At 59.8% G+C, this 19,029-nt stretch carries 19 protein-coding genes and 1 other annotated feature; of the genes, 11 read left to right on the plus strand and 8 right to left on the minus strand.

The window, feature by feature from the left end; all coding sequences use genetic code 11:
* Positions 1-163: 163 nt before the first annotated feature.
* The 3 genes from HMPREF3140_RS06150 to dacD form a co-directional block, all read right to left on the minus strand.
* A complete protein-coding gene (locus tag HMPREF3140_RS06150) occupies positions 164-1,222 on the minus strand; it encodes an FUSC family protein (protein WP_070552882.1) in 1,059 nt (352 codons plus the stop codon).
* A gap of 98 nt (positions 1,223-1,320) precedes the next feature.
* Positions 1,321-1,794 (minus strand): DNA gyrase inhibitor SbmC, encoded by a 474-nt coding sequence (gene sbmC / locus HMPREF3140_RS06155; protein ID WP_002911889.1) that lies wholly within the window; start codon positions 1,792-1,794, stop codon positions 1,321-1,323.
* Between the two features lie 176 nt (positions 1,795-1,970).
* A complete protein-coding gene (gene dacD / locus HMPREF3140_RS06160; RefSeq protein WP_004153104.1) occupies positions 1,971-3,134 on the minus strand; it encodes a serine-type D-Ala-D-Ala carboxypeptidase DacD in 1,164 nt (387 codons plus the stop codon).
* A 180-nt stretch (positions 3,135-3,314) separates the two neighbouring features.
* Between dacD and sbcB the strand changes: the two genes are divergently transcribed.
* Entirely contained in the window at positions 3,315-4,739 is a 1,425-nt protein-coding gene (gene sbcB, locus HMPREF3140_RS06165; protein WP_004175279.1) for an exodeoxyribonuclease I, read from the plus strand.
* Between the two features lie 217 nt (positions 4,740-4,956).
* Here the strand turns inward: sbcB and fusA are convergent, their stop codons facing one another.
* Positions 4,957-7,059, minus strand: coding sequence for an elongation factor G (gene fusA, locus HMPREF3140_RS06170; protein WP_032411917.1), 2,103 nt, complete (start codon positions 7,057-7,059; stop codon positions 4,957-4,959).
* A 239-nt stretch (positions 7,060-7,298) separates the two neighbouring features.
* On the opposite strand from fusA, the gene HMPREF3140_RS06175 reads away from it, so the two are divergent.
* The gene (locus tag HMPREF3140_RS06175) at positions 7,299-7,610 is read left to right on the plus strand and encodes an ArsR/SmtB family transcription factor (RefSeq protein WP_002912109.1); all 312 of its coding nucleotides are present in this window, start codon (positions 7,299-7,301) and stop codon (positions 7,608-7,610) included.
* A 182-nt stretch (positions 7,611-7,792) separates the two neighbouring features.
* Here the strand turns inward: HMPREF3140_RS06175 and plaP are convergent, their stop codons facing one another.
* From plaP to HMPREF3140_RS06190, 4 genes are all read right to left on the minus strand, one after another.
* On the minus strand, positions 7,793-9,151 hold the full coding sequence (gene plaP, locus HMPREF3140_RS06180; RefSeq protein WP_004148994.1) for a putrescine/proton symporter PlaP: 1,359 nt from the start codon (positions 9,149-9,151) through the stop codon (positions 7,793-7,795).
* Positions 9,141-9,203, minus strand: a complete 63-nt coding sequence (gene yoeI / locus HMPREF3140_RS29615; RefSeq protein ID WP_096335043.1) for a membrane protein YoeI — start codon at positions 9,201-9,203, stop codon at positions 9,141-9,143. The genes plaP and yoeI overlap by 11 nt, the downstream gene beginning before the upstream one ends.
* Before the next feature lie 237 nt (positions 9,204-9,440).
* Positions 9,441-10,331: a LysR family transcriptional regulator gene (locus HMPREF3140_RS06185; RefSeq protein ID WP_004175276.1), complete on the minus strand. Its 891-nt coding sequence runs from the start codon at positions 10,329-10,331 to the stop codon at positions 9,441-9,443.
* Between the two features lie 38 nt (positions 10,332-10,369).
* Positions 10,370-11,194 carry an SDR family oxidoreductase gene (locus HMPREF3140_RS06190; RefSeq protein ID WP_070552883.1) on the minus strand — a complete coding sequence of 275 codons (825 nt, stop codon included), beginning with the start codon at positions 11,192-11,194 and terminating at the stop codon, positions 10,370-10,372.
* 176 nt (positions 11,195-11,370) lie between these two features.
* Here HMPREF3140_RS06190 and hisL point away from each other — a divergent pair, with 176 nt between their 5' ends.
* The 9 genes from hisL (at position 11,371) to hisIE (ending at position 18,607) form a co-directional block, all read left to right on the plus strand.
* Complete coding sequence (hisL, locus tag HMPREF3140_RS28190; protein ID WP_004899375.1) at positions 11,371-11,421, plus strand: his operon leader peptide; 51 nt, start codon at positions 11,371-11,373, stop codon at positions 11,419-11,421.
* Positions 11,397-11,519: a sequence feature (His leader region), on the plus strand. (Overlaps the previous gene by 25 nt.)
* A 47-nt stretch (positions 11,520-11,566) precedes the next feature.
* Positions 11,567-12,466, plus strand: a complete 900-nt coding sequence (gene hisG, locus HMPREF3140_RS06195; protein WP_002912152.1) for an ATP phosphoribosyltransferase — start codon at positions 11,567-11,569, stop codon at positions 12,464-12,466.
* A gap of 39 nt (positions 12,467-12,505) precedes the next feature.
* Positions 12,506-13,810 carry a histidinol dehydrogenase gene (gene hisD, locus HMPREF3140_RS06200; RefSeq protein WP_023287820.1) on the plus strand — a complete coding sequence of 435 codons (1,305 nt, stop codon included), beginning with the start codon at positions 12,506-12,508 and terminating at the stop codon, positions 13,808-13,810.
* Positions 13,807-14,868 (plus strand): histidinol-phosphate transaminase, encoded by a 1,062-nt coding sequence (gene hisC, locus HMPREF3140_RS06205; protein ID WP_032411919.1) that lies wholly within the window; start codon positions 13,807-13,809, stop codon positions 14,866-14,868. Before hisD ends, hisC begins: the two co-directional genes overlap by 4 nt.
* Positions 14,865-15,932, plus strand: coding sequence for a bifunctional histidinol-phosphatase/imidazoleglycerol-phosphate dehydratase HisB (hisB, locus tag HMPREF3140_RS06210; protein ID WP_004184786.1), 1,068 nt, complete (start codon positions 14,865-14,867; stop codon positions 15,930-15,932). Before hisC ends, hisB begins: the two co-directional genes overlap by 4 nt.
* Positions 15,932-16,522: an imidazole glycerol phosphate synthase subunit HisH gene (gene hisH / locus HMPREF3140_RS06215; RefSeq protein WP_008804113.1), complete on the plus strand. Its 591-nt coding sequence runs from the start codon at positions 15,932-15,934 to the stop codon at positions 16,520-16,522. Before hisB ends, hisH begins: the two co-directional genes overlap by 1 nt.
* Complete coding sequence (gene hisA, locus HMPREF3140_RS06220) at positions 16,522-17,259, plus strand: 1-(5-phosphoribosyl)-5-[(5-phosphoribosylamino)methylideneamino]imidazole-4-carboxamide isomerase (RefSeq protein ID WP_019705192.1); 738 nt, start codon at positions 16,522-16,524, stop codon at positions 17,257-17,259. Before hisH ends, hisA begins: the two co-directional genes overlap by 1 nt.
* Positions 17,241-18,017: an imidazole glycerol phosphate synthase subunit HisF gene (gene hisF, locus HMPREF3140_RS06225; protein ID WP_004180497.1), complete on the plus strand. Its 777-nt coding sequence runs from the start codon at positions 17,241-17,243 to the stop codon at positions 18,015-18,017. Before hisA ends, hisF begins: the two co-directional genes overlap by 19 nt.
* On the plus strand, positions 18,011-18,607 hold the full coding sequence (gene hisIE / locus HMPREF3140_RS06230) for a bifunctional phosphoribosyl-AMP cyclohydrolase/phosphoribosyl-ATP diphosphatase HisIE (RefSeq protein ID WP_023159144.1): 597 nt from the start codon (positions 18,011-18,013) through the stop codon (positions 18,605-18,607). Before hisF ends, hisIE begins: the two co-directional genes overlap by 7 nt.
* Positions 18,608-19,029: the final 422 nt, after the last annotated feature.

Genomic DNA, 19,029 nt, shown 5'->3' on the forward strand with positions numbered 1-19,029 from the left:
ACACCCCTAATAATTGAGATTCGGATTCGTAAAGCGACTGCGTTATAGGGCTAACATAACTGCTAGCAGCCGCTGATGACAATGTTTTTTCCTTTGCGTTTATCATAACCCTAAACGCTGCTGAATCGAAACAACCCATGTGGTTACCCGGTGCATCTGATGTTTATTTGCGCAACGCGCGGCAGATCAGATGCGAGAGCAGCTCCAGCTGGCGCGCCAGTTCGATTGAGAGCCAAACATAGCCATGGACCGGGGTTTCCGCCAGGCCGTCATCACCCTGCTCTTTCAGCAGCTGGCGCAGTTCGAGGACGATCTCAGTCAGCTTTTCATTGTTGGCGCGCACAGGCTGAGGGTTCCCTTCGTACAGCGCGTGGGCGATGGACAACAGCGTCTGCTGGGTCATCTGCTGCGTCTCCCGCAGGGTGTGCGCATTGAGCATCACGAAGTGACCCGGACGCGTTGCCCACCAGGCGTTGATCTGCAGCTCCAGCATGCAGACGAGGTTGCGGCTGACGGTCTGGATAGCCTCGAAGATCGCCTTCTGGATGTGCGTCTCTTTGCTGGCGGGGGTGATCAGCCCGCGCATTTTAACCACGTCGTTCAGCGCCTGCTGGAGATGCTTTTCCAGCCGCGGTCGATCCACCAGATTTGGCGAGAAGCCGGCCTGGTAGAGGCGGTTAAAGTTGGTGACATAGCTGGCCATCTGGATGCGCCAGTGGATGAACGCCCGCTGCGGCCAGATGCCGGTAAACAGCATCGCCAGCAGCGAGCCGAAGATCACGTCGCCGCTTCGCCACAGCGCGGTATGCATATCGCCGGGCGGCGCCCCGACCACCACCGATAGAGTGATGCCGATCAGCAGCGCCTGATAGGGTTTCTTGCCCAGCGCCAGCCAGCCGCAGAGGAACATCGCCGCCGCGCACCAGAGGACCATCAGCGGCAGAGAGATGAGCTCAAGCTTCAGCGCCACCAGCCCCAGCGCCGAACCGAGGATCGTGCCGCCGATACGCTGAAACGCCCGCGGCACGACGTTACCCCAGAAGGAGATCGGCCCCATCACCACCACCAGAGTGATGAGAGGCCAGGTTCCCTCAGGCACGTTCAGCAGCCGCACCAGCAAAAAAGTGAGCACAAAGGCCAGCGCAATCCCCACACCATGCACCACCCGATAATGGCGATACAAGCGGATCTCAAATGGCTTGAGTGATTTATCAGCGCGCACAACCCTCTCCGGCAAAACGAAAAGGCCAATTGTAACTGCTTTTTCGCCCGGAGCATGCCGGGAATGTAAAAAACCTTGTCCGGAACAGGGGTAAACCGCTACGACGCGACGCGCTCAACGGGAACATACATGTCGATATCCCAGTAGCCGTCGTGGTTGCCGTCGTTAAGATAGACCTCAAAGCAGGGCTGGGGGGCGATGCGATACGCCGTGCTCTGCTGCAGGCTGTCAAAAAACTGCATCCACGGGGTGGCGAAGTCGTAATCCACCACCCGCGCGCGGGCGCAGGCGTAATCCCCGCCGGCAATCGCCGCCAGGATCACCCCTTCGCTGTTGGCGGGAATGACATAATCCTCATCCACGGTGACCGCTGTCGCGCAGCGCAGTTTTTCCGCCGGCACTTCCTCCGGGTTATCGTAGTAGACGGCCACCCATTCGCGGGCGGGCACCTGGTGGTTCTCAACCCACATCATCAGTTGCTCAAACCCCTGCTTGACCGTGTGATCCCAGGGCCCGACCAGATGGAAACCGGCGATGGTTTTCTTGCCGAGGGTGGTGATGCTGTAGTTCATCTTGCCTTCTTTGGAGATAAATAACTGTATGAATATACAGTTAATTTAACAGGAGATCCCCCTTCAGTATGTGCGCGAATTCACAGAGTCGCCACCACACCGCTGTAAAAACAGGCGCCCCGCCAGCACGAGCGACAGGCGAAAAAAAACCGCCTGCAAAGAGGCGGTTGGCGTGGTTACAGCTCGTGATGCAGGTAATCGCTCATTCGCGAGAACACTCCGCCTTTATTGATGCTTTCGAGGGTGACCAGCGGATAGTGCCCCACCACCTTGTCGCCGTCATACAGTGAAATCTCGCCAACCCGCTGATTGGCGGCGATCGGCGCCTCAAGATCCTTCTTATCCAGCACATATTTCGCTTTAATGCGCGACACTTCCGCCTTCGGCAGGGCTAACCAGAAATCCTGATCGGTGCCGAGCTTAATCTGCTCTTTATCGCCGTACCAGATACGCTCGGTGCCGACCTTCTGCCCCTTCTGCAGCACCTGCACGGTGTCGAAGTTCTGCTGCCCCCAGTGCAGCAGTTTAGCGGCCTGCTGCTCGCGGCCTTTCGGACTGTCCGCCCCCATCACCACGGCGATCAGCCGGCGCTGGCCATCCACCGCCGAGGCGATCAGGTTGAACCCGGCCCCCGAGGTGTGGCCGGTTTTCAGGCCATCGACGTTCATGGTTTTATCCCACAGCAGACCGTTACGGTTTTGCTGGGTGATCCCGTTCCACGTCAGGCTTTTCTGGCTGTACATGTGGTAGACGTCTGGTTCGCCATGAATAATCGCCCGCGAGAGCACCGCGAGGTCATAGGCCGAACTGTGCTGGCCCGGAGCGTCGAGGCCGTGGACGGTTTCGAAATGGGTGTCCCGCAGGTGCAGTTTTTCGACATACTGATTCATCAGGGCGACAAACTGCGGCTGGCCGCCGGCGACATAGTCGGCCAGCGCGACGCAGGCGTCGTTACCGGAGTCGACAATCAGCCCGCGGCTGAGGTCGCGGACGCTGACGCGATCCCCTGGCTTTAAGAACATCAGCGATGACCCGTCGAACACCGGGTTGCCCTTCGCCCAGGCGTCTTTACCCACGGTGACGATATCGTCAAAGGTGATACGATGGCTGTCGATGGCGCGATCGACCACGTAGCCGGTCATCAGTTTGGTCAGACTGGCAGGATTGCGCTGCTGATGTTCGTTACCCGCGGTCAGGACCTGACCGGTGGTGTAATCCATCAGCACCCAGGAGCCAGCCTGAATGGAAGGCGGCGCGACCGTAGCAGGTAAGTCGACGGCAAATGCGCAGGAAACGCTCGAAGCGAGCAAAGATACAGCAATAAACAAACGGCCTTTCAACGGCATATCCTCTAGATTTACAGATCCGCCGTCCTTTTTACGGAACTTCGCGTTTCATATCAGGGTTTAATTGCAAGAAAATATGACACAGCAGAGGAAGTTGCTTGCCGCGACCCTTCTGATGACCGGGCAAATCGTTTACCATACCGGTCGCACGCCACCACGGATAATGAACAGACTATGCAAGATAGCGTCAACCAGCCCGGATTTTTATTCCACGATTATGAAACCTTCGGCACCAGCCCTTCCCTCGACCGGCCGGCGCAGTTCGCCGCCATCCGCACCGACGCGGAGCTGAATGTGCTCGGCGAGCCCGAAGTGTTTTACTGCAAACCCGCTGACGATTACCTGCCGCAGCCGCAGGCGGTGATGATCACCGGGATCACGCCGCAGGAAGCGCTGGCCAAAGGGGATAATGAGGCCACATTTGCCCGCCGCATCCACGATCTGTTCACGGTGCCGCAAACCTGTATCGTCGGCTATAACAACGTGCGCTTTGATGACGAAGTGACGCGGAATATCTTCTATCGCAACTTCTATGACCCTTATGCCTGGAGCTGGCAGCACGATAACTCGCGCTGGGATCTGCTCGACGTGATGCGCGCCTGCTATGCCCTGCGCCCGGAAGGGATCGCCTGGCCAGAGAATGACGAAGGGTTGCCGAGCTTCCGGCTTGAACATCTGACCGTCGCCAACGGTATTGAACACCAGAACGCCCATGACGCGATGGCCGACGTATACGCCACCATCGCCATGGCGAAACTGGTGAAAACCCGGCAGCCGCGGCTGTTTGATTATCTCTACAGCCACCGCAATAAGCGCAAGCTGGCGACGCTTATCGACGTGCCGCAGATGAAGCCCCTGGTGCATGTCTCCGGCATGTTTGGCGCCGCGCGCGGCAACACCAGCCTGGTGGCGCCTCTGGCCTGGCATCCGGAAAACCGCAATGCGGTGATTATGGTCGATCTGGCGGGCGATATGGCGCCGCTGCTGGAACTGGATGCCGATGCCCTGCGCGAGCGGCTTTACACCCCGCGCGCCGAGCTTGGCGATCTGCCGGCGGCGCCGATCAAGCTGGTGCATTTAAATAAATGTCCGGTGCTGGCCCAGGCCAATACCCTGCGCCCGCAGGATGCCGACCGGCTGGGGATCTCCATTCAGCGCTGTCTGGAGAACGCCCAGCTGCTGCGGGCGAATCCGCAGGTGCGGGAGAAAGTGGTGGCGGTCTATGCCGAAGCCGAGCCGTTCGTGCCGTCCGAAAACGTCGACGCCCAGCTGTACAATGGGTTCTTTAGCGATGCCGACCGCGCGGCGATGAAAATCGTGCTGGAAACCGAACCGCGCAATCTGCCGGCGCTGGATATTACCTTCGCCGATAAGCGTATCGAACGCCTGCTGTTTAACTACCGGGCGCGCAACTTCCCCGGCACGCTCGATGAACATGAGCAGCAGCGCTGGTTAGAGCACCGTCGTCAGGTGTTTACGCCAGAGTTTTTGCAAGCCTATGCCGATGAGCTGCAGATGCTGTATCAACAGTATGCGGATGATAAAGAGAAGCTGGCGCAGCTGAAGGCGCTGTGGCAGTACGCACAGGATATTGTCTGATTGGCTGAAATTCCCGGGTTGCGGCTAACGCCTTACCCGGGCTACAAACTCAGTTGGGTATCCAACTTTTGGGGGGCAGTCCAGCAGCGCCGCCGGGCATTGCGTCCCCAGTTCACGCTTACCTTTTTGCCCGGTGGCGGCTTCGCCTTACCGGGCCTGGGCGCTGGTACCAGAGTAGCCCGGGTAAGACGCCTCGCGTCGCACCCGGGAACGTTGCTTAGCTTTTCGCGCGGCTGGCGATGATTTCATCCGCCACATTACGCGGCGCTTCCGCGTAATGGTGGAACTCCATGCTGTAGGTTGCCCGTCCCTGCGACATCGAGCGCAGCGTGGTGGAATAACCAAACATCTCCGCCAGCGGCACGTCGGCGCGGATGATCTGGCTGCCGAAGCGCTCTTCCATCCCCTGCACCATCCCGCGACGGGAAGAGAGATCGCCCATAATATTCCCGGCGTACACTTCCGGCGTCTCCACCTCGACGTGCATCACCGGCTCAAGGATCACCGGGTCCGCTTTGCGCGCGCCCTCCCGGAAGCCGAAGATCGCCGCCATGCGGAACGCCATCTCCGAGGAGTCCACGTCGTGGTACGACCCGAAGGTCAGGGTCGCTTTCACGTCAACCACCGGATAACCCGCCAGCACGCCGGTGCCCATCGCTTCGCGCAGCCCTTTCTCCACGGAAGGGATGTACTCGCGCGGCACCACGCCGCCTTTGGTGGCGTCCTCGAAGACGAAACCGCTGCCCGGCTCCAGGGGCTCCAGGGTCAGCACGACGTGGCCATACTGCCCTTTGCCGCCGGACTGGCGCACAAATTTGCCTTCCACGTCCGTCACTTTCTTGCGCAGGGTTTCGCGGTAGGTGACCTGCGGACGGCCAATGTTGGCCTCGACGCCAAACTCGCGCTTCATCCGGTCGACAATGATCTCCAGATGCAGCTCACCCATGCCGGAGATAATCGTCTGGCCGGACTCTTCATCGGTATGCAGACGGAACGACGGATCTTCCGCCGCCAGCCGCTGCAGCGCGATGCCCATTTTCTCCTGGTCCGCTTTGGTCTTCGGCTCAATCGCCAGCGAAATCACCGGCTCCGGAAACTCCATCCGTTCGAGGGTAATCACCGCATCCGGATCGCATAACGTATCGCCGGTGGTCACATCCTTCAGACCGACGCAGGCCGCGATATCCCCGGCGTGCAGTTCGTCAACTTCGTGACGGTCGTTGGCCTGCATCAGCACGATACGCCCGATGCGCTCTTTCTTACCCTTCACCGGGTTCCACACCGCATCGCCTTTCTTCAGCGTCCCGGAGTAGACGCGGATAAAGGTCAGCTGGCCGACGTAGGGGTCGGTCATCAGTTTGAACGCCAGCGCCGACAGCGGCTCATCGTCGCTCGGATGGCGTTCCGCCGGCTGGCCTTGCTCATCAACGCCCTGTATCGCCGGAATATCCAGCGGCGACGGCATCAGCTCCACCACCGCATCGAGCATGCGCTGCACGCCTTTGTTTTTAAAGGCGCTCCCGCAGAGCACCGCCTGGATCTCCCCCTTCACCGTGCGCTGGCGCAGACCGGCGACGATCTCCGCCTCGTCCAGCTCACCGGTTTCCAGGTATTTATCCATCAGCTCATCGCTGGCTTCCGCCGCCGCCGATACCATTTTCTCCCGCCACTGCTGCGCCGTCGCCAACAGATCGTCAGGGACTGGCCCATAGCTAAAGGTCATGCCCTGGGTGGCGTCATCCCACAGGATGGCGCGCATTTTCACCAGGTCGACGACGCCGGTGAAATGCTCTTCGGCGCCAATAGGTATCACAATCGGCACCGGGTTAGCCTTCAGACGGTCGATCATCATCTGCACCACGCGGAAGAAGTCCGCGCCGGGGCGGTCCATCTTGTTGACGAAGGCCAGCCGCGGAACGTGGTATTTATTCGCCTGGCGCCAGACGGTCTCCGACTGGGGCTGCACTCCGCCGACGGAGTCATACACCATCACCGCGCCGTCGAGCACGCGCATGGAACGCTCCACCTCAATGGTGAAATCCACGTGCCCCGGGGTGTCGATGATATTGATCCGGTGCGGCTCGAAGCTGCGGTCCATCCCCGGCCAGAAGCAGCTTACCGCCGCCGAGGTAATGGTGATCCCGCGCTCTTGCTCCTGGGCCATCCAGTCGGTGGTTGCCGCGCCATCGTGTACTTCACCCAGCTTATGGCTCATCCCGGTGTAAAACAGGATGCGCTCGGTGGTGGTGGTTTTACCGGCATCGATATGCGCGGAGATACCGATGTTGCGATAACGTTCGAGAGGGATGGGTCGGGGCATGATGCGTCCTTAGTCGTTTTGACGGTCAGTCTGCGGTCGGAATGATCCGCAGTTCATTTAACTGCGTCTATCTTAGTACAACTGTACGAGTATATTCGAACTATTTTTGCTATCATTACGATTGGGCAGGTTGCGGCGGCGCGCGTGGTATCTGAACCGGAGTTTGGGTATAGTAGCCGCCAGCCGCCGATATGGGCTGCGGCTGCCATGCGCCGCGCCACCGCCGACACAGGATTATTATGATCGCCAATCACCCCGAACGAGAACAAATTCGCCTGGAAAATGTCCTTTCCGCGCTCGGTAACCCACTGCGACTGGAGATCATTCGTACGCTGGCCGACGGCAGCGAGCTGAGCTGCAACGCCCTGCGCCAGGAGGAGGTGGCCAAGTCCACCATGACCCACCACTGGCGCGTCCTGCGCGACAGCGGTGTGATCTGGCAACGGCCTCAGGGACGGGAGAACATGATTTCGCTGCGCCGGGAAGATCTGGACGCCCGTTTTCCCGGCCTGCTGGATACGCTGCTGAAAGTTATGGTGCAGGCAGGATAAGCTCTTCTGCCGGGTGGCGCTTCGCTTACCCGGCCTACATAACCATTAAATTTCAGAAGGTTAACCATCACCGTAGGCCCGCGCAAGCGCAGCGCCGCCGGGCAAAAGATATCGCACCGAGCCAAGCGAAAAAAAAGCCGGAGGTTTCCCTCCGGCTTTTCTCATTCACACTACGCTATGCCTTAGGCCACATCTTCGTACTGCGGCACCGGGTTGCGGAAGCTTTTGGTCACGCAGGCCAGGTAGACCAGACCGATACCGGCCCAGATCAGGCCCAGAATCATTGAGCTCTCTTCCAGGTTGACCCACAGCGCGCCAACGGTCAGGGCGCCACACATCGGCAGGAACAGATACTGGAAGTGATCTTTCAGCGTCTTGTTGCGTTTCTCACGGATCCAGAACTGGGAAATCACCGACAGGTTAACGAAGGTAAACGCCACCAGCGCACCAAAGTTAATCAGCGCCGTCGCCATCACCAGGTCGAAGTTAATCGCCAGCAGCGCAATCGCGCCGACCAGGATGATGTTCATCGCCGGAGTGCGCCAGGTCGGGTGCACGTAGCCGAAGAAGCTTTTCGGGAACACGCCGTCGCGGCCCATCACGTACATCAGACGCGCCACGCCAGCGTGCGCCGCCATACCGGACGCCAGTACGGTGATGGTGGAGAAGATCAGCGCGCCAACCTGGAAGGCTTTACCTGCCACGTAGAGCATAATTTCCGGCTGTGACGCATCCGGATCTTTAAAGCGCGAGATATCCGGGAAGTACAGCTGCAGGAAGTAGGTGGCAAAGATGAAGATCAGGCCGCCGATCAGCGCGGTCAGGAAGATCGCGCGCGGAATGACGCGCTCTGCATCTTTGGTCTCTTCAGACAGGTTGCTGATGCCGTCGAAACCGGTAAACGAGAAGCACAGGATCGTCGCCCCGGTAATCATCGGGATCACGTGCGCGTCACCGGACCAGAACGGACGGCTGCTGGCCAGCGTACCGGCGCCCTCGCCTTCAAACACGCCATAAATCACCATGCCGAGGATAACGGCGATCAGCACCACCTGCAGCACCACGATCACGGTGTTGAAGTTGGCCACGGATTTAATGCTGCGCAGGTTAAAGGCGGTCATAAAGGCGACCAGCGCGATAACAAACACCCACGACGGAATCGAAGGCACCAGCGCTTCAAAATAGATTTTCGCCAGCAGAATGTTGATCATCGGCGCGAACAGGTAGTCGAGCAGCGAGGACCAACCCACCATAAAGCCAACGGTCGGGCTGATGGATTTCTGCGCATAGGTATACGCCGAGCCGGCAGAAGGGTAACGACGTACCAGCTTGCCATAGCTCAGGGCAGTAAACAGGATAGCGATTAACGCAAAGGCGTAGGCCGTCGGCACGTGACCGTCGGTCATACCAGAGACGATACCAAACGTATCGAACAGCGTCATCGGCTGCATATAGGCCAGGCCCATCATTACAACCGGAACTAACGTAAGCGTTTTACGTAATTCCACGCGAGAGGTATTTGGAGTAGCGTTATGCGACATAGTTATCCCCTTTTACGGTGAACGCCAGCGCGTAAGCAAAAAATTGCCCCATTTCTTTCTATTCCTCAGCGACAACGACTGTCGGTTTTTAGTAAATATCTATCCGGTACGAAGCCCGGCCTCTTGGTATTGAATGATGTGTCTTTCGACCAAAAAAATAACCGACACTTTAAAAAAAAGCGTCGGCTAGTCTCTGGTTTTCAGGCCGCATATTTTGCAACAAATTCAATGGCGTTGACAAGATGTTATGAAGTTCATTGCGTAAGCATAATTTTTAACGTGCTAATATCTATACGGTTTCCGTATGATAAATTGTAAAAATAGCACTATTTGCTAATAGCGTTTCCCGCCACCATTTGCCAGCCAAACCGCAGGTGGCGTCATTCCAGGCAATCCATGCGCGTTGACGAGGAGATAGCCCGCGCACGGTCATGCAGACCAGCTCGCCGCTGTCCAGCAGACCCTGCACCTGATAGCGCGGCAGGCACCCCCAGCCCAGCCCCAGGCGCAGCAGCGCCAGCTGCCCCGCGGCGTCACACACCGTCAGGGTCTCCTGATCGCTGAGTAGCGCCCCGCCCTCGCCGGTGGCCACCGCCCGGTAACGGCGCAGGGTTCGCCAGCTTAGCGGTGCGCGGTGTCGCGCCAGCGGATGCTGTGGGGCAACGACCAGCAGCAGCTCCAGCTCGCCGAGGGGGAGATAGTCATAACCGCTCAGCGGCGGCGGTTCGCCGAGCGCCCCCAGCAGCAGATCGGCCTGCCCGTCAGTCAGCGGCCGCCAGTCCAGCAGGGAGGGGTTCAGCGTAAAGTGCAGCCGGGTCAGCGGCTGTTGTTGATAAAATGCCGCGATTGGCGGCGAGAGCAGCGCCACGGGAAAGGTGCTGTCCACCGCCAGACGAAGGCTATTCTCCCACCCCTGCTGCAGCTTAACCGCCCGGATCTCCAGTTCGCGGGCGATATGCAGCACCTCCCGCCCTTTCTCCAGCAGCATCTGTCCGCTGGGGGTAAAGCGCGCGCGATGGCCGCTGCGGTCGAGCAGCTGAATATTGAGATCGCTTTCCAGGCGGTGAATGGTGTAGCTCAGCGCCGAGGGTGTTTTAAAGAGCTTTGCCGACGCCGCGGCAAAGCTCCCCTCTTTTTCCAGGGCATCCAGGATCACGAGGACATCCAGCAGTGGTTTCATCGCTACCCCCTTACGGTATGCGAATCACCGCTGGCGGATCACTCCATCGGCATCACCAGCGGATCGGGGTACTGGTACTCAAACCCCAGCTCATTGCAGATACGATTGCCATCCACAATCTTGCCCTGGCCGCCGTCCGGGCTGTCGCTGAACACCGGCGGCGGCAGACCGAGCTCGCGGGCCATCTGCGGATAAAAGAGGCCGCGCGCAGGGTGGCGGGGCGCACATAGATTATAGATGTGCCCGTCCTTCGGGGCCTGCAGCAGCAGTTCGATAGCGGCCACCACATCCTGCAAATGCACCAGATTGACCACGTGCTGGCCATCCGGCGCCGACTTGCCGGCAAAAAAACGTCCCGGATGGCGGGAAGGCCCTACCAGCCCGGCCAGGCGCAGAATATCCACCGATGTCCCCGGCAGGTTGTGCAGCCAGTCCTCCAGCTCCTTGAGCACCTGTCCGCTGGCGGTTTGCGGCAGACGCGGGGAATTCTCCTTCACCGTACCGTTGACGTTGCCATACACCGAGGTGGAGCTGGTGAAGACGATCCGCGGAATATGGTACGCCAGCGCGGTATCGACGATCTCCTGCACCGCCTGTAGATAAAACCCTTCCCCTGCCCCGGTACGCCGGGCCGGCAGGGTGATCACCAGCGCATCGACGTTCATCAGCGCGTCGAGGTCCTCGGTATCACAGACCAGCTGCGGCTCCAGGCGCAGCGGATAGCTGTCGATCCCGCACATCCGCGCCGCCTCCACGCCATCCTGCGTAGTTTTACTGCCGGTGACCTGCCAGCCTCGCGCCGTCAACGACAGCGCCAGCGGCATCCCCAGCCATCCCAAACCGACTATCGCGACCTTTTTCATCCCAGGCTCCTGACTCTTTCGCTGTGCTGATTACAGGCTACGCCAGCCAGCGGCAACTGACAATTTCTTCGCTCAATATGAAATGAATTAATGATAGAAAAAAGCCCTTGCTTTCTGCGGCGGAAGTGGTTTAGGTTAAAGGACATCAAATGCATAGTCATTCACAGAGAATTTTTATGAACCGCGTTCAATTTAAACACCACCATCATCACCATCATCCTGACTAGTCTTTCAGGCGATGTGTGCTGGAAGACGTTTGGATCTTCCAGTGGTGCATGAACGCGCAGAGAGCCCCCGGAAGATTCACTTCCGGGGGCTTTTTTTTGGACCAAATTCGGACAGATTCAGACAGGTATTCAGAGGAAAAGAACAATGTTAGACAACACCCGTTTACGCATAGCTATTCAGAAATCAGGCCGTTTAAGCGAAGATTCACGCGAATTACTCAGCCGCTGCGGCATTAAAGTCAATTTGCACACCCAGCGTCTGATTGCGCTGGCGGAAAATATGCCAATCGATATTCTGCGCGTGCGTGATGACGATATCCCGGGCCTGGTGATGGACGGTGTTGTCGACCTCGGCATTATCGGCGAAAACGTGCTGGAAGAAGAGCTGCTCAGCCGCCGCGCCCAGGGCGAAGACCCGCGCTACTTCACCCTGCGCCGTCTCGACTTCGGCGGCTGCCGCCTGTCGCTGGCGACTCCGGTGGATGAAGCCTGGAACGGCCCGGCGGCGCTGGACGGCAAACGTATCGCCACCTCTTACCCGCACCTGCTGAAGCGCTACCTCGATCAAAAAGGTATCTCCTTTAAATCCTGTCTGCTGAACGGCTCCGTGGAAGTGGCGCCGCGCGCCGGCCTCGCCGACGCTATCTGCGACCTCGTCTCCACCGGCGCCACCCTGGAAGCCAACGGCCTGCGCGAAGTGGAAGTGATCTACCGCTCCAAAGCCTGTCTGATCCAGCGCGACGGCGAAATGGCCGACGCCAAACAGCAGTTGATTGACCGCCTGCTGACCCGTATTCAGGGCGTGATTCAGGCCCGCGAGTCGAAATACATCATGATGCACGCCCCGACCGAACGCCTGGAAGAAGTGGTTGCCCTGCTGCCGGGCGCCGAGCGGCCGACTATTCTGCCGCTGGCAGGCGACAAGCAGCGCGTGGCTATGCACATGGTCAGCAGCGAAACCCTGTTCTGGGAGACCATGGAAAAACTGAAGGCGCTGGGCGCCAGCTCCATTCTGGTGCTGCCGATTGAGAAAATGATGGAGTAATCGGCCAGCCGGTCACAGGACACACAGGGGAATACAATCATGAGCTTCAACACAATCATCGACTGGAACGGCTGTAGCGCAGACCAACAACAGCAACTCTTAACGCGCCCGGCAATTTCCGCCTCCGACAGCATCAGTAAAACGGTGACGGAGATCCTCGATAACGTCAAAGCCAACGGCGACGCGGCGCTGCGCGAATACAGCGCGAAGTTTGATAAAACCACCGTCGCCGCGCTGCAGGTGAGCGAGGCCGAGATCGCCGCCGCCGGTGAACGCCTCAGCGACGAGCTGAAGCAGGCGATGGCGGTGGCGGTGAAAAACATCGAGACCTTCCACAACGCGCAGCAGCTGCAGGCGGTGGATGTCGAAACGCTGCCGGGGGTGCGCTGCCAGCAGGTCACCCGCCCTATCGCCTCCGTCGGGCTGTACATCCCGGGTGGCTCGGCGCCGCTGTTCTCCACGGTGCTGATGCTGGCGACGCCGGCGCGCATCGCCGGCTGTCAGCAGGTGGTGCTCTGCTCGCCGCCGCCGATTGCCGATGAGATCCTCTATGCCGCGCAGCTGTGCGGCGTAAAAACCATCTTTAACGTCGGCGGCGCCCAGGCCATCGCCGCCCTCGCCCTCGGTACCGAGTCGGTGCCGAAGGTAGATAAAATCTTTGGCCCGGGCAACGCTTACGTCACGGAAGCCAAACGCCAGGTCAGCCAGCGTCTGGACGGCGCGGCGATCGACATGCCGGCCGGCCCGTCGGAAGTGCTGGTGATCGCCGACAGCGGCGCCAACCCGGACTTTGTCGCTTCCGACCTGCTGTCGCAGGCGGAACACGGCCCGGACTCGCAGGTGATCCTCCTGACCCCGGACGCCGACATGGGCAGCCGCGTCGCCGAAGCCGTGGAGCGCCAGCTGGCCGCCCTGCCGCGCGCGGAAACCGCCCGCGTGGCGCTCTCAGCCAGCCGGATCATCGTGGCCCGCGATCTGGCGCAGTGCGTGGCTATTTCCAACCTGTACGGCCCGGAGCACCTGATCATTCAGACCCGTCAGGCCCGCGAGCTGGTGGATAGCATCACCAGCGCCGGTTCCGTTTTCCTTGGCGACTGGTCACCGGAATCCGCGGGCGACTACGCCTCGGGCACCAACCACGTCCTGCCGACCTATGGTTACACCGCCACCTGCTCAAGCCTCGGCCTGGCCGACTTCCAGAAGCGGATGACCGTGCAGGAGCTGTCGCGCGACGGCTTTGCCGCCCTCGCCTCAACGATTGAGATCCTGGCCGCCGCCGAGCGCCTTGACGCCCACAAAAACGCCGTAACGCTGCGCGTTGCCGCCCTGAAGGAGCAAGCATGAGCATTGAAGATTTAGCCCGCGCCAACGTCCGCGCGCTGACCCCGTATCAATCCGCTCGCCGGCTGGGCGGCAAAGGCGACGTCTGGCTCAACGCCAACGAATTCCCTACCGCCGTAGCCTTCCAGCTTACCGAACAGACGCTGAACCGCTATCCGGAGCCGCAGCCGAAGGCCGTGATTGAGAGCTACGCCCGCTACGCCGAGGTCAAACCGGAGCAGGTGCTGGTCAGCCGCGGCGCCGACGAAGGCATCGAGCTGCTGATCCGCGCCTTCTGTGAGCCCGGCGAAGACGCGGTGCTCTACTGCCCGCCGACCTATGGCATGTACAGCGTCAGCGCCGAAACCATCGGCGTCGAGTGCCGCACCGTGCCGACGCTGGCCGACTGGCAGCTCGACCTGCCGGGCATCGAGGCGCGGCTGGACGGCGTGAAGGTGGTCTTCGTCTGCAGCCCGAACAACCCGACCGGGCAGATTATCGACCCGCAGTCGATGCGCGACCTGCTGGAGATGACCCGCAACAAAGCCATCGTGGTGGCCGACGAAGCCTATATTGAATTCTGCCCGCAGGCGACGCTCGCCGGCTGGCTCAGCGACTATCCACACCTGGTGGTGCTGCGCACGCTGTCCAAAGCCTTCGCCCTCGCCGGCCTGCGCTGCGGCTTCACCCTCGCCAACGCCGAGGTGATCAACGTGCTGCTGAAAGTGATCGCCCCGTACCCGCTCTCCACGCCGGTGGCCGATATCGCCGCCCAGGCCCTGAGCCCGGAGGGGATCGCCGCGATGCGCCAGCGCGTGGCGCAGATCCTTGACGAGCGCCGCTACCTGGTGGAACAGCTGCGCGGCATCGCCTGCGTGGAGCAGGTCTTCGATTCCGAGACCAACTATGTGCTGGCGCGGATAACCGCCTCCAGCGCAGTGTTTAAATCTTTGTGGGATCAGGGCATTATCTTACGTGACCAGAATAAACAACCTTCATTAAGCGGCTGTTTGCGTATCACTATCGGTACCCGTGCCGAGAGCCAGCGCGTGATTGACGCCTTGACTGCGGAGAATGTATGACCCAGAAGTATCTCTTTATTGACCGTGACGGCACACTGATTTCCGAACCGCCGGAGGATTTCCAGGTGGACCGGTTCGACAAGCTGGCGTTTGAGCCGCAGGTGATCCCGGCGCTGCTGAAGCTGCAGCAGGAAGGCTATAAGCTGGTGATGATCACCAATCAGGATGGCCTGGGAACCGACAGTCTGCCGCAGGAAGCGTTTGATGGCCCGCACAATCTGATGATGCAGATCTTCGCCTCGCAGGGCGTTAACTTTGAAGAGGTGCTGATTTGTCCGCACTTCCCGGGCGACAACTGCGCCTGCCGCAAGCCAAAAACGCAGCTGGTGCTGCCGTGGCTGGAAGAGGGCGTGCTGGATAAAGCCCACAGCTATGTGATTGGCGACCGGGCCACCGACCTTGAGCTGGCGGATAACATGGGAATTACCGGTCTGCGCTATGACCGCGAGACCCTGGACTGGCCGACCATCTGCGAGCAGCTGACCCGCCGCGACCGCTATGCCCACGTCGAGCGCGTCACCAAAGAGACCCAGGTGGATGTGAAAGTGTGGCTGGACCGCGAAGGCGGCAGCAAGATCCATACCGGCGTCGGCTTTTTTGACCATATGCTCGACCAAATCGCCACCCACGGCGGCTTCCGCATGGAGGTTAACGTCGGCGGCGATCTGTACATCGACGATCACCACACGGTGGAAGATACCGGCCTGGCCCTCGGCGAAGCCCTGAAGCTGGCCCTTGGCGACAAGCGCGGCATCAACCGCTTCGGCTTCGTGCTGCCGATGGACGAGTGTCTCGCCCGCTGCGCGCTGGATATCTCCGGCCGTCCGCACCTGGAGTATAAGGCGGACTTCACCTATCAGCGCGTCGGCGATCTGAGCACCGAGATGGTGGAACACTTCTTCCGCTCGCTCTCCTACACCATGGCGGTGACCCTGCACCTGAAAACCAAGGGTAAGAACGATCACCACCGCGTGGAGAGCCTGTTCAAAGCCTTTGGCCGTACGCTGCGCCAGGCGATCCGCGTCCAGGGCGATGCCCTGCCGTCTTCCAAAGGGGTGCTGTAATGAATGTGGTGATCCTTGATACCGGCTGCGCAAACCTCAATTCGGTGAAATCGGCGATTGGCCGCCACGGCTATGAGCCGGTGGTCAGCCGCGATCCGGAAGTGGTATTGCGTGCCGATAAACTGTTTCTTCCCGGCGTCGGCACCGCCCAGGCGGCGATGGATCAGCTGCGCGACCGGGATCTGATCGACCTGATCAAAGCCTGTACCCAGCCGGTGCTGGGGATTTGCCTGGGCATGCAGCTGCTCGGCAAGCGCAGCGAGGAGAACAACGGCGTCGATCTGCTGGGCATTATCGAAGAAGAGGTGCCGAAGATGACCGACCACGGTCTGCCGCTGCCGCATATGGGCTGGAACCGGGTGTATGCCAAAGCTGGCGATCGGCTGTTCCGCGGCATTGAAGAAGGCGCGTATTTCTACTTCGTGCACAGCTACGCCATGCCGGTCAACCCGTACACCATCGCCCAGTGCAATTACGGCGAGGCGTTCACCGCCGCGGTGCAGAAAGATAACTTCTTTGGCGTGCAGTTCCACCCGGAGCGCTCCGGGAGCGCCGGGGCGCAGCTGCTGAAAAACTTCCTGGAGATGTGATGATTATTCCTGCTTTAGATTTAATCGACGGCACCGTCGTTCGTCTCCATCAGGGCGATTACGGCCAGCAGCGCGACTATGGCAGCGATCCGCTGCCGCGCCTGCAGGCCTATGCCGCTCAGGGGGCAAAAGTCCTGCACCTGGTCGACCTGACCGGGGCGAAGGATCCGGCGAAGCGCCAGATCCCGCTGCTGAAATCGCTGGTCGCCGGGGTTGACGTCCCGGTGCAGGTCGGCGGCGGCGTGCGGACCGAAGCGGATGTCGCGGCCCTGCTTGAGGCCGGCGTCGCCCGCGTGGTGGTCGGCTCCACCGCGGTGAAATCCCCGGAGGAAGTGAAAGGCTGGTTCAAACGCTTTGGCCCAGAACGGCTGGTGCTCGCCCTCGACGTGCGTATCGACGCCGACGGCAATAAGCAGGTGGCGGTCAGCGGCTGGCAGGAAAACTCCGGCGTGACGCTGGAGGAGCTGGTGGAAAGTTATCTGCCGGTCGGCCTGCAGCACGTGCTGTGCACCGATATCTCCCGCGACGGCACGCTGGCAGGCTCTAACGTCTCGCTGTACGAGGAAGTCTGCGCCCGCTACCCCCAGGTGGCGTTTCAGTCATCCGGCGGCATCGGCGATCTCAATGATATTGCCGCGCTGCGCGGCACCGGGGTGCGCGGCGTGATTGTCGGCCGCGCGCTGCTGGAAGGTAAATTCAACGTAACGGAGGCCATTCAATGCTGGCAAAACGGATAATCCCCTGCCTCGACGTCCGCGACGGCCAGGTAGTGAAAGGCGTGCAGTTCCGTAATCACGAGATCATTGGCGACATCGTCCCGCTGGCCAAGCGCTATGCCGACGAAGGGGCCGACGAACTGGTGTTCTATGATATCACCGCCTCCAGCGACGGTCGGGTGGTCGACAAGAGCTGGGTGTCGCGGGTAGCGGAAGTGATTGATATTCCTTTCTGCGTGGCGGGCGGGATCAAGTCGCTGGAAGACGCGGCGCAGATCCTCTCCTTCGGCGCCGATAAGATCTCGATTAACTCCCCTGCTCTCGCCGACCCGACGCTGATCACCCGCCTTGCCGACCGCTTTGGCGTGCAGTGTATCGTGGTGGGGATTGATACCTGGTTTGATGCAGAGACCGGCAAGTATCACGTCAACCAGTATACCGGCGACGAGAGCCGCACCCGGGTGACGCAGTGGGAAACCCTCGACTGGGTGGAGGAAGTGCAGAAGCGCGGCGCAGGCGAGATCGTCCTTAACATGATGAACCAGGACGGGGTGCGCAACGGTTACGACCTGCAGCAGCTGGCGAAGGTTCGCGCGGTGTGCCACGTCCCGCTGATCGCCTCCGGCGGCGCGGGCACTATGGAACACTTCCTCGAAGCCTTCCGCGACGCCGACGTTGACGGCGCGCTGGCGGCTTCGGTATTCCACAAACAGATTATTAATATTGGCGAACTGAAAGCGTACCTGGCGGCACAGGGCGTGGAGATAAGGGTATGTTGACTGAACAGCTGGACTGGGAAAAAACGGACGGCATGATGCCGGCCATCGTGCAGCACGCCGTATCCGGCGAAGTGCTGATGCACGGCTACATGAACAAGGAGGCGCTGGAGAAAACCGAAGCCACCGGCAAGGTCACCTTTTACTCGCGCACCAAGCAGCGGCTGTGGACCAAGGGTGAAACCTCGGGCCATGTCCTCAATGTAGTGAGCATCACGCCGGACTGTGACAACGATACGCTGCTGGTGCTGGTAAACCCGATCGGACCGACCTGCCACAAAGGCACCACAAGCTGCTTCGGCGAAACCGGCCACCAGTGGCTGTTCCTCTATCAGCTGGAGCAGCTGCTGGCCGAGCGTAAACACGCCGACCCGGAGAGCTCCTACACGGCGAAGCTGTATGCCAGCGGCACCAAGCGTATTGCGCAGAAAGTGGGGGAAGAAGGCGTGGAGACCGCGCTGGCCGCCACCGTGAACGACCGCTTCGAGCTGAAGAATGAGGCGTCGGACCTGATGTACCACCTGCTGGTGCTGCTGCAGGATCAGGGGCTGAATTTAACGGATGTAGTGGAGAACCTGAGAGCGAGGCACTAAGTTTTCCGCTACGAGGCCCTGAAAGATGGGCCTCCGGACTAAGATGTTTTAGAACACACCAATCGCCTTAGCGCAAATTTACCCTTGCCGCTTTCCTCGCAAACTAACGCCGCCCGAAGCCTTCCCACCATAACGAGTTATATTTTCTATGTTTATATGAAAATCTCATTTCTCCAGTAGACGACATAAGCCAGATAACACGTCCGTTTTCTTGAGCTTCGGTTCTGAACGCTAAAATGCCAATGATTCAAGTAAGTTAGGATTTAGAAAACTTAACTCGAGCTTATAGCATACTGGATAGACTGGCCCCCTGAATCTCCAGACAACCAATATCACTTAAATAAGTGATAGTCTTAATACTAGTTTTTAGACGTAAGCGTCAAGTCACTACCGCCTGTGATTCCAGTCCCGGGATCGCTAGC

The sequence above is a fragment of the Klebsiella sp. HMSC16A12 genome (assembly GCF_001808265.1).
Classification (GTDB): domain Bacteria; phylum Pseudomonadota; class Gammaproteobacteria; order Enterobacterales; family Enterobacteriaceae; genus Klebsiella; species Klebsiella pneumoniae.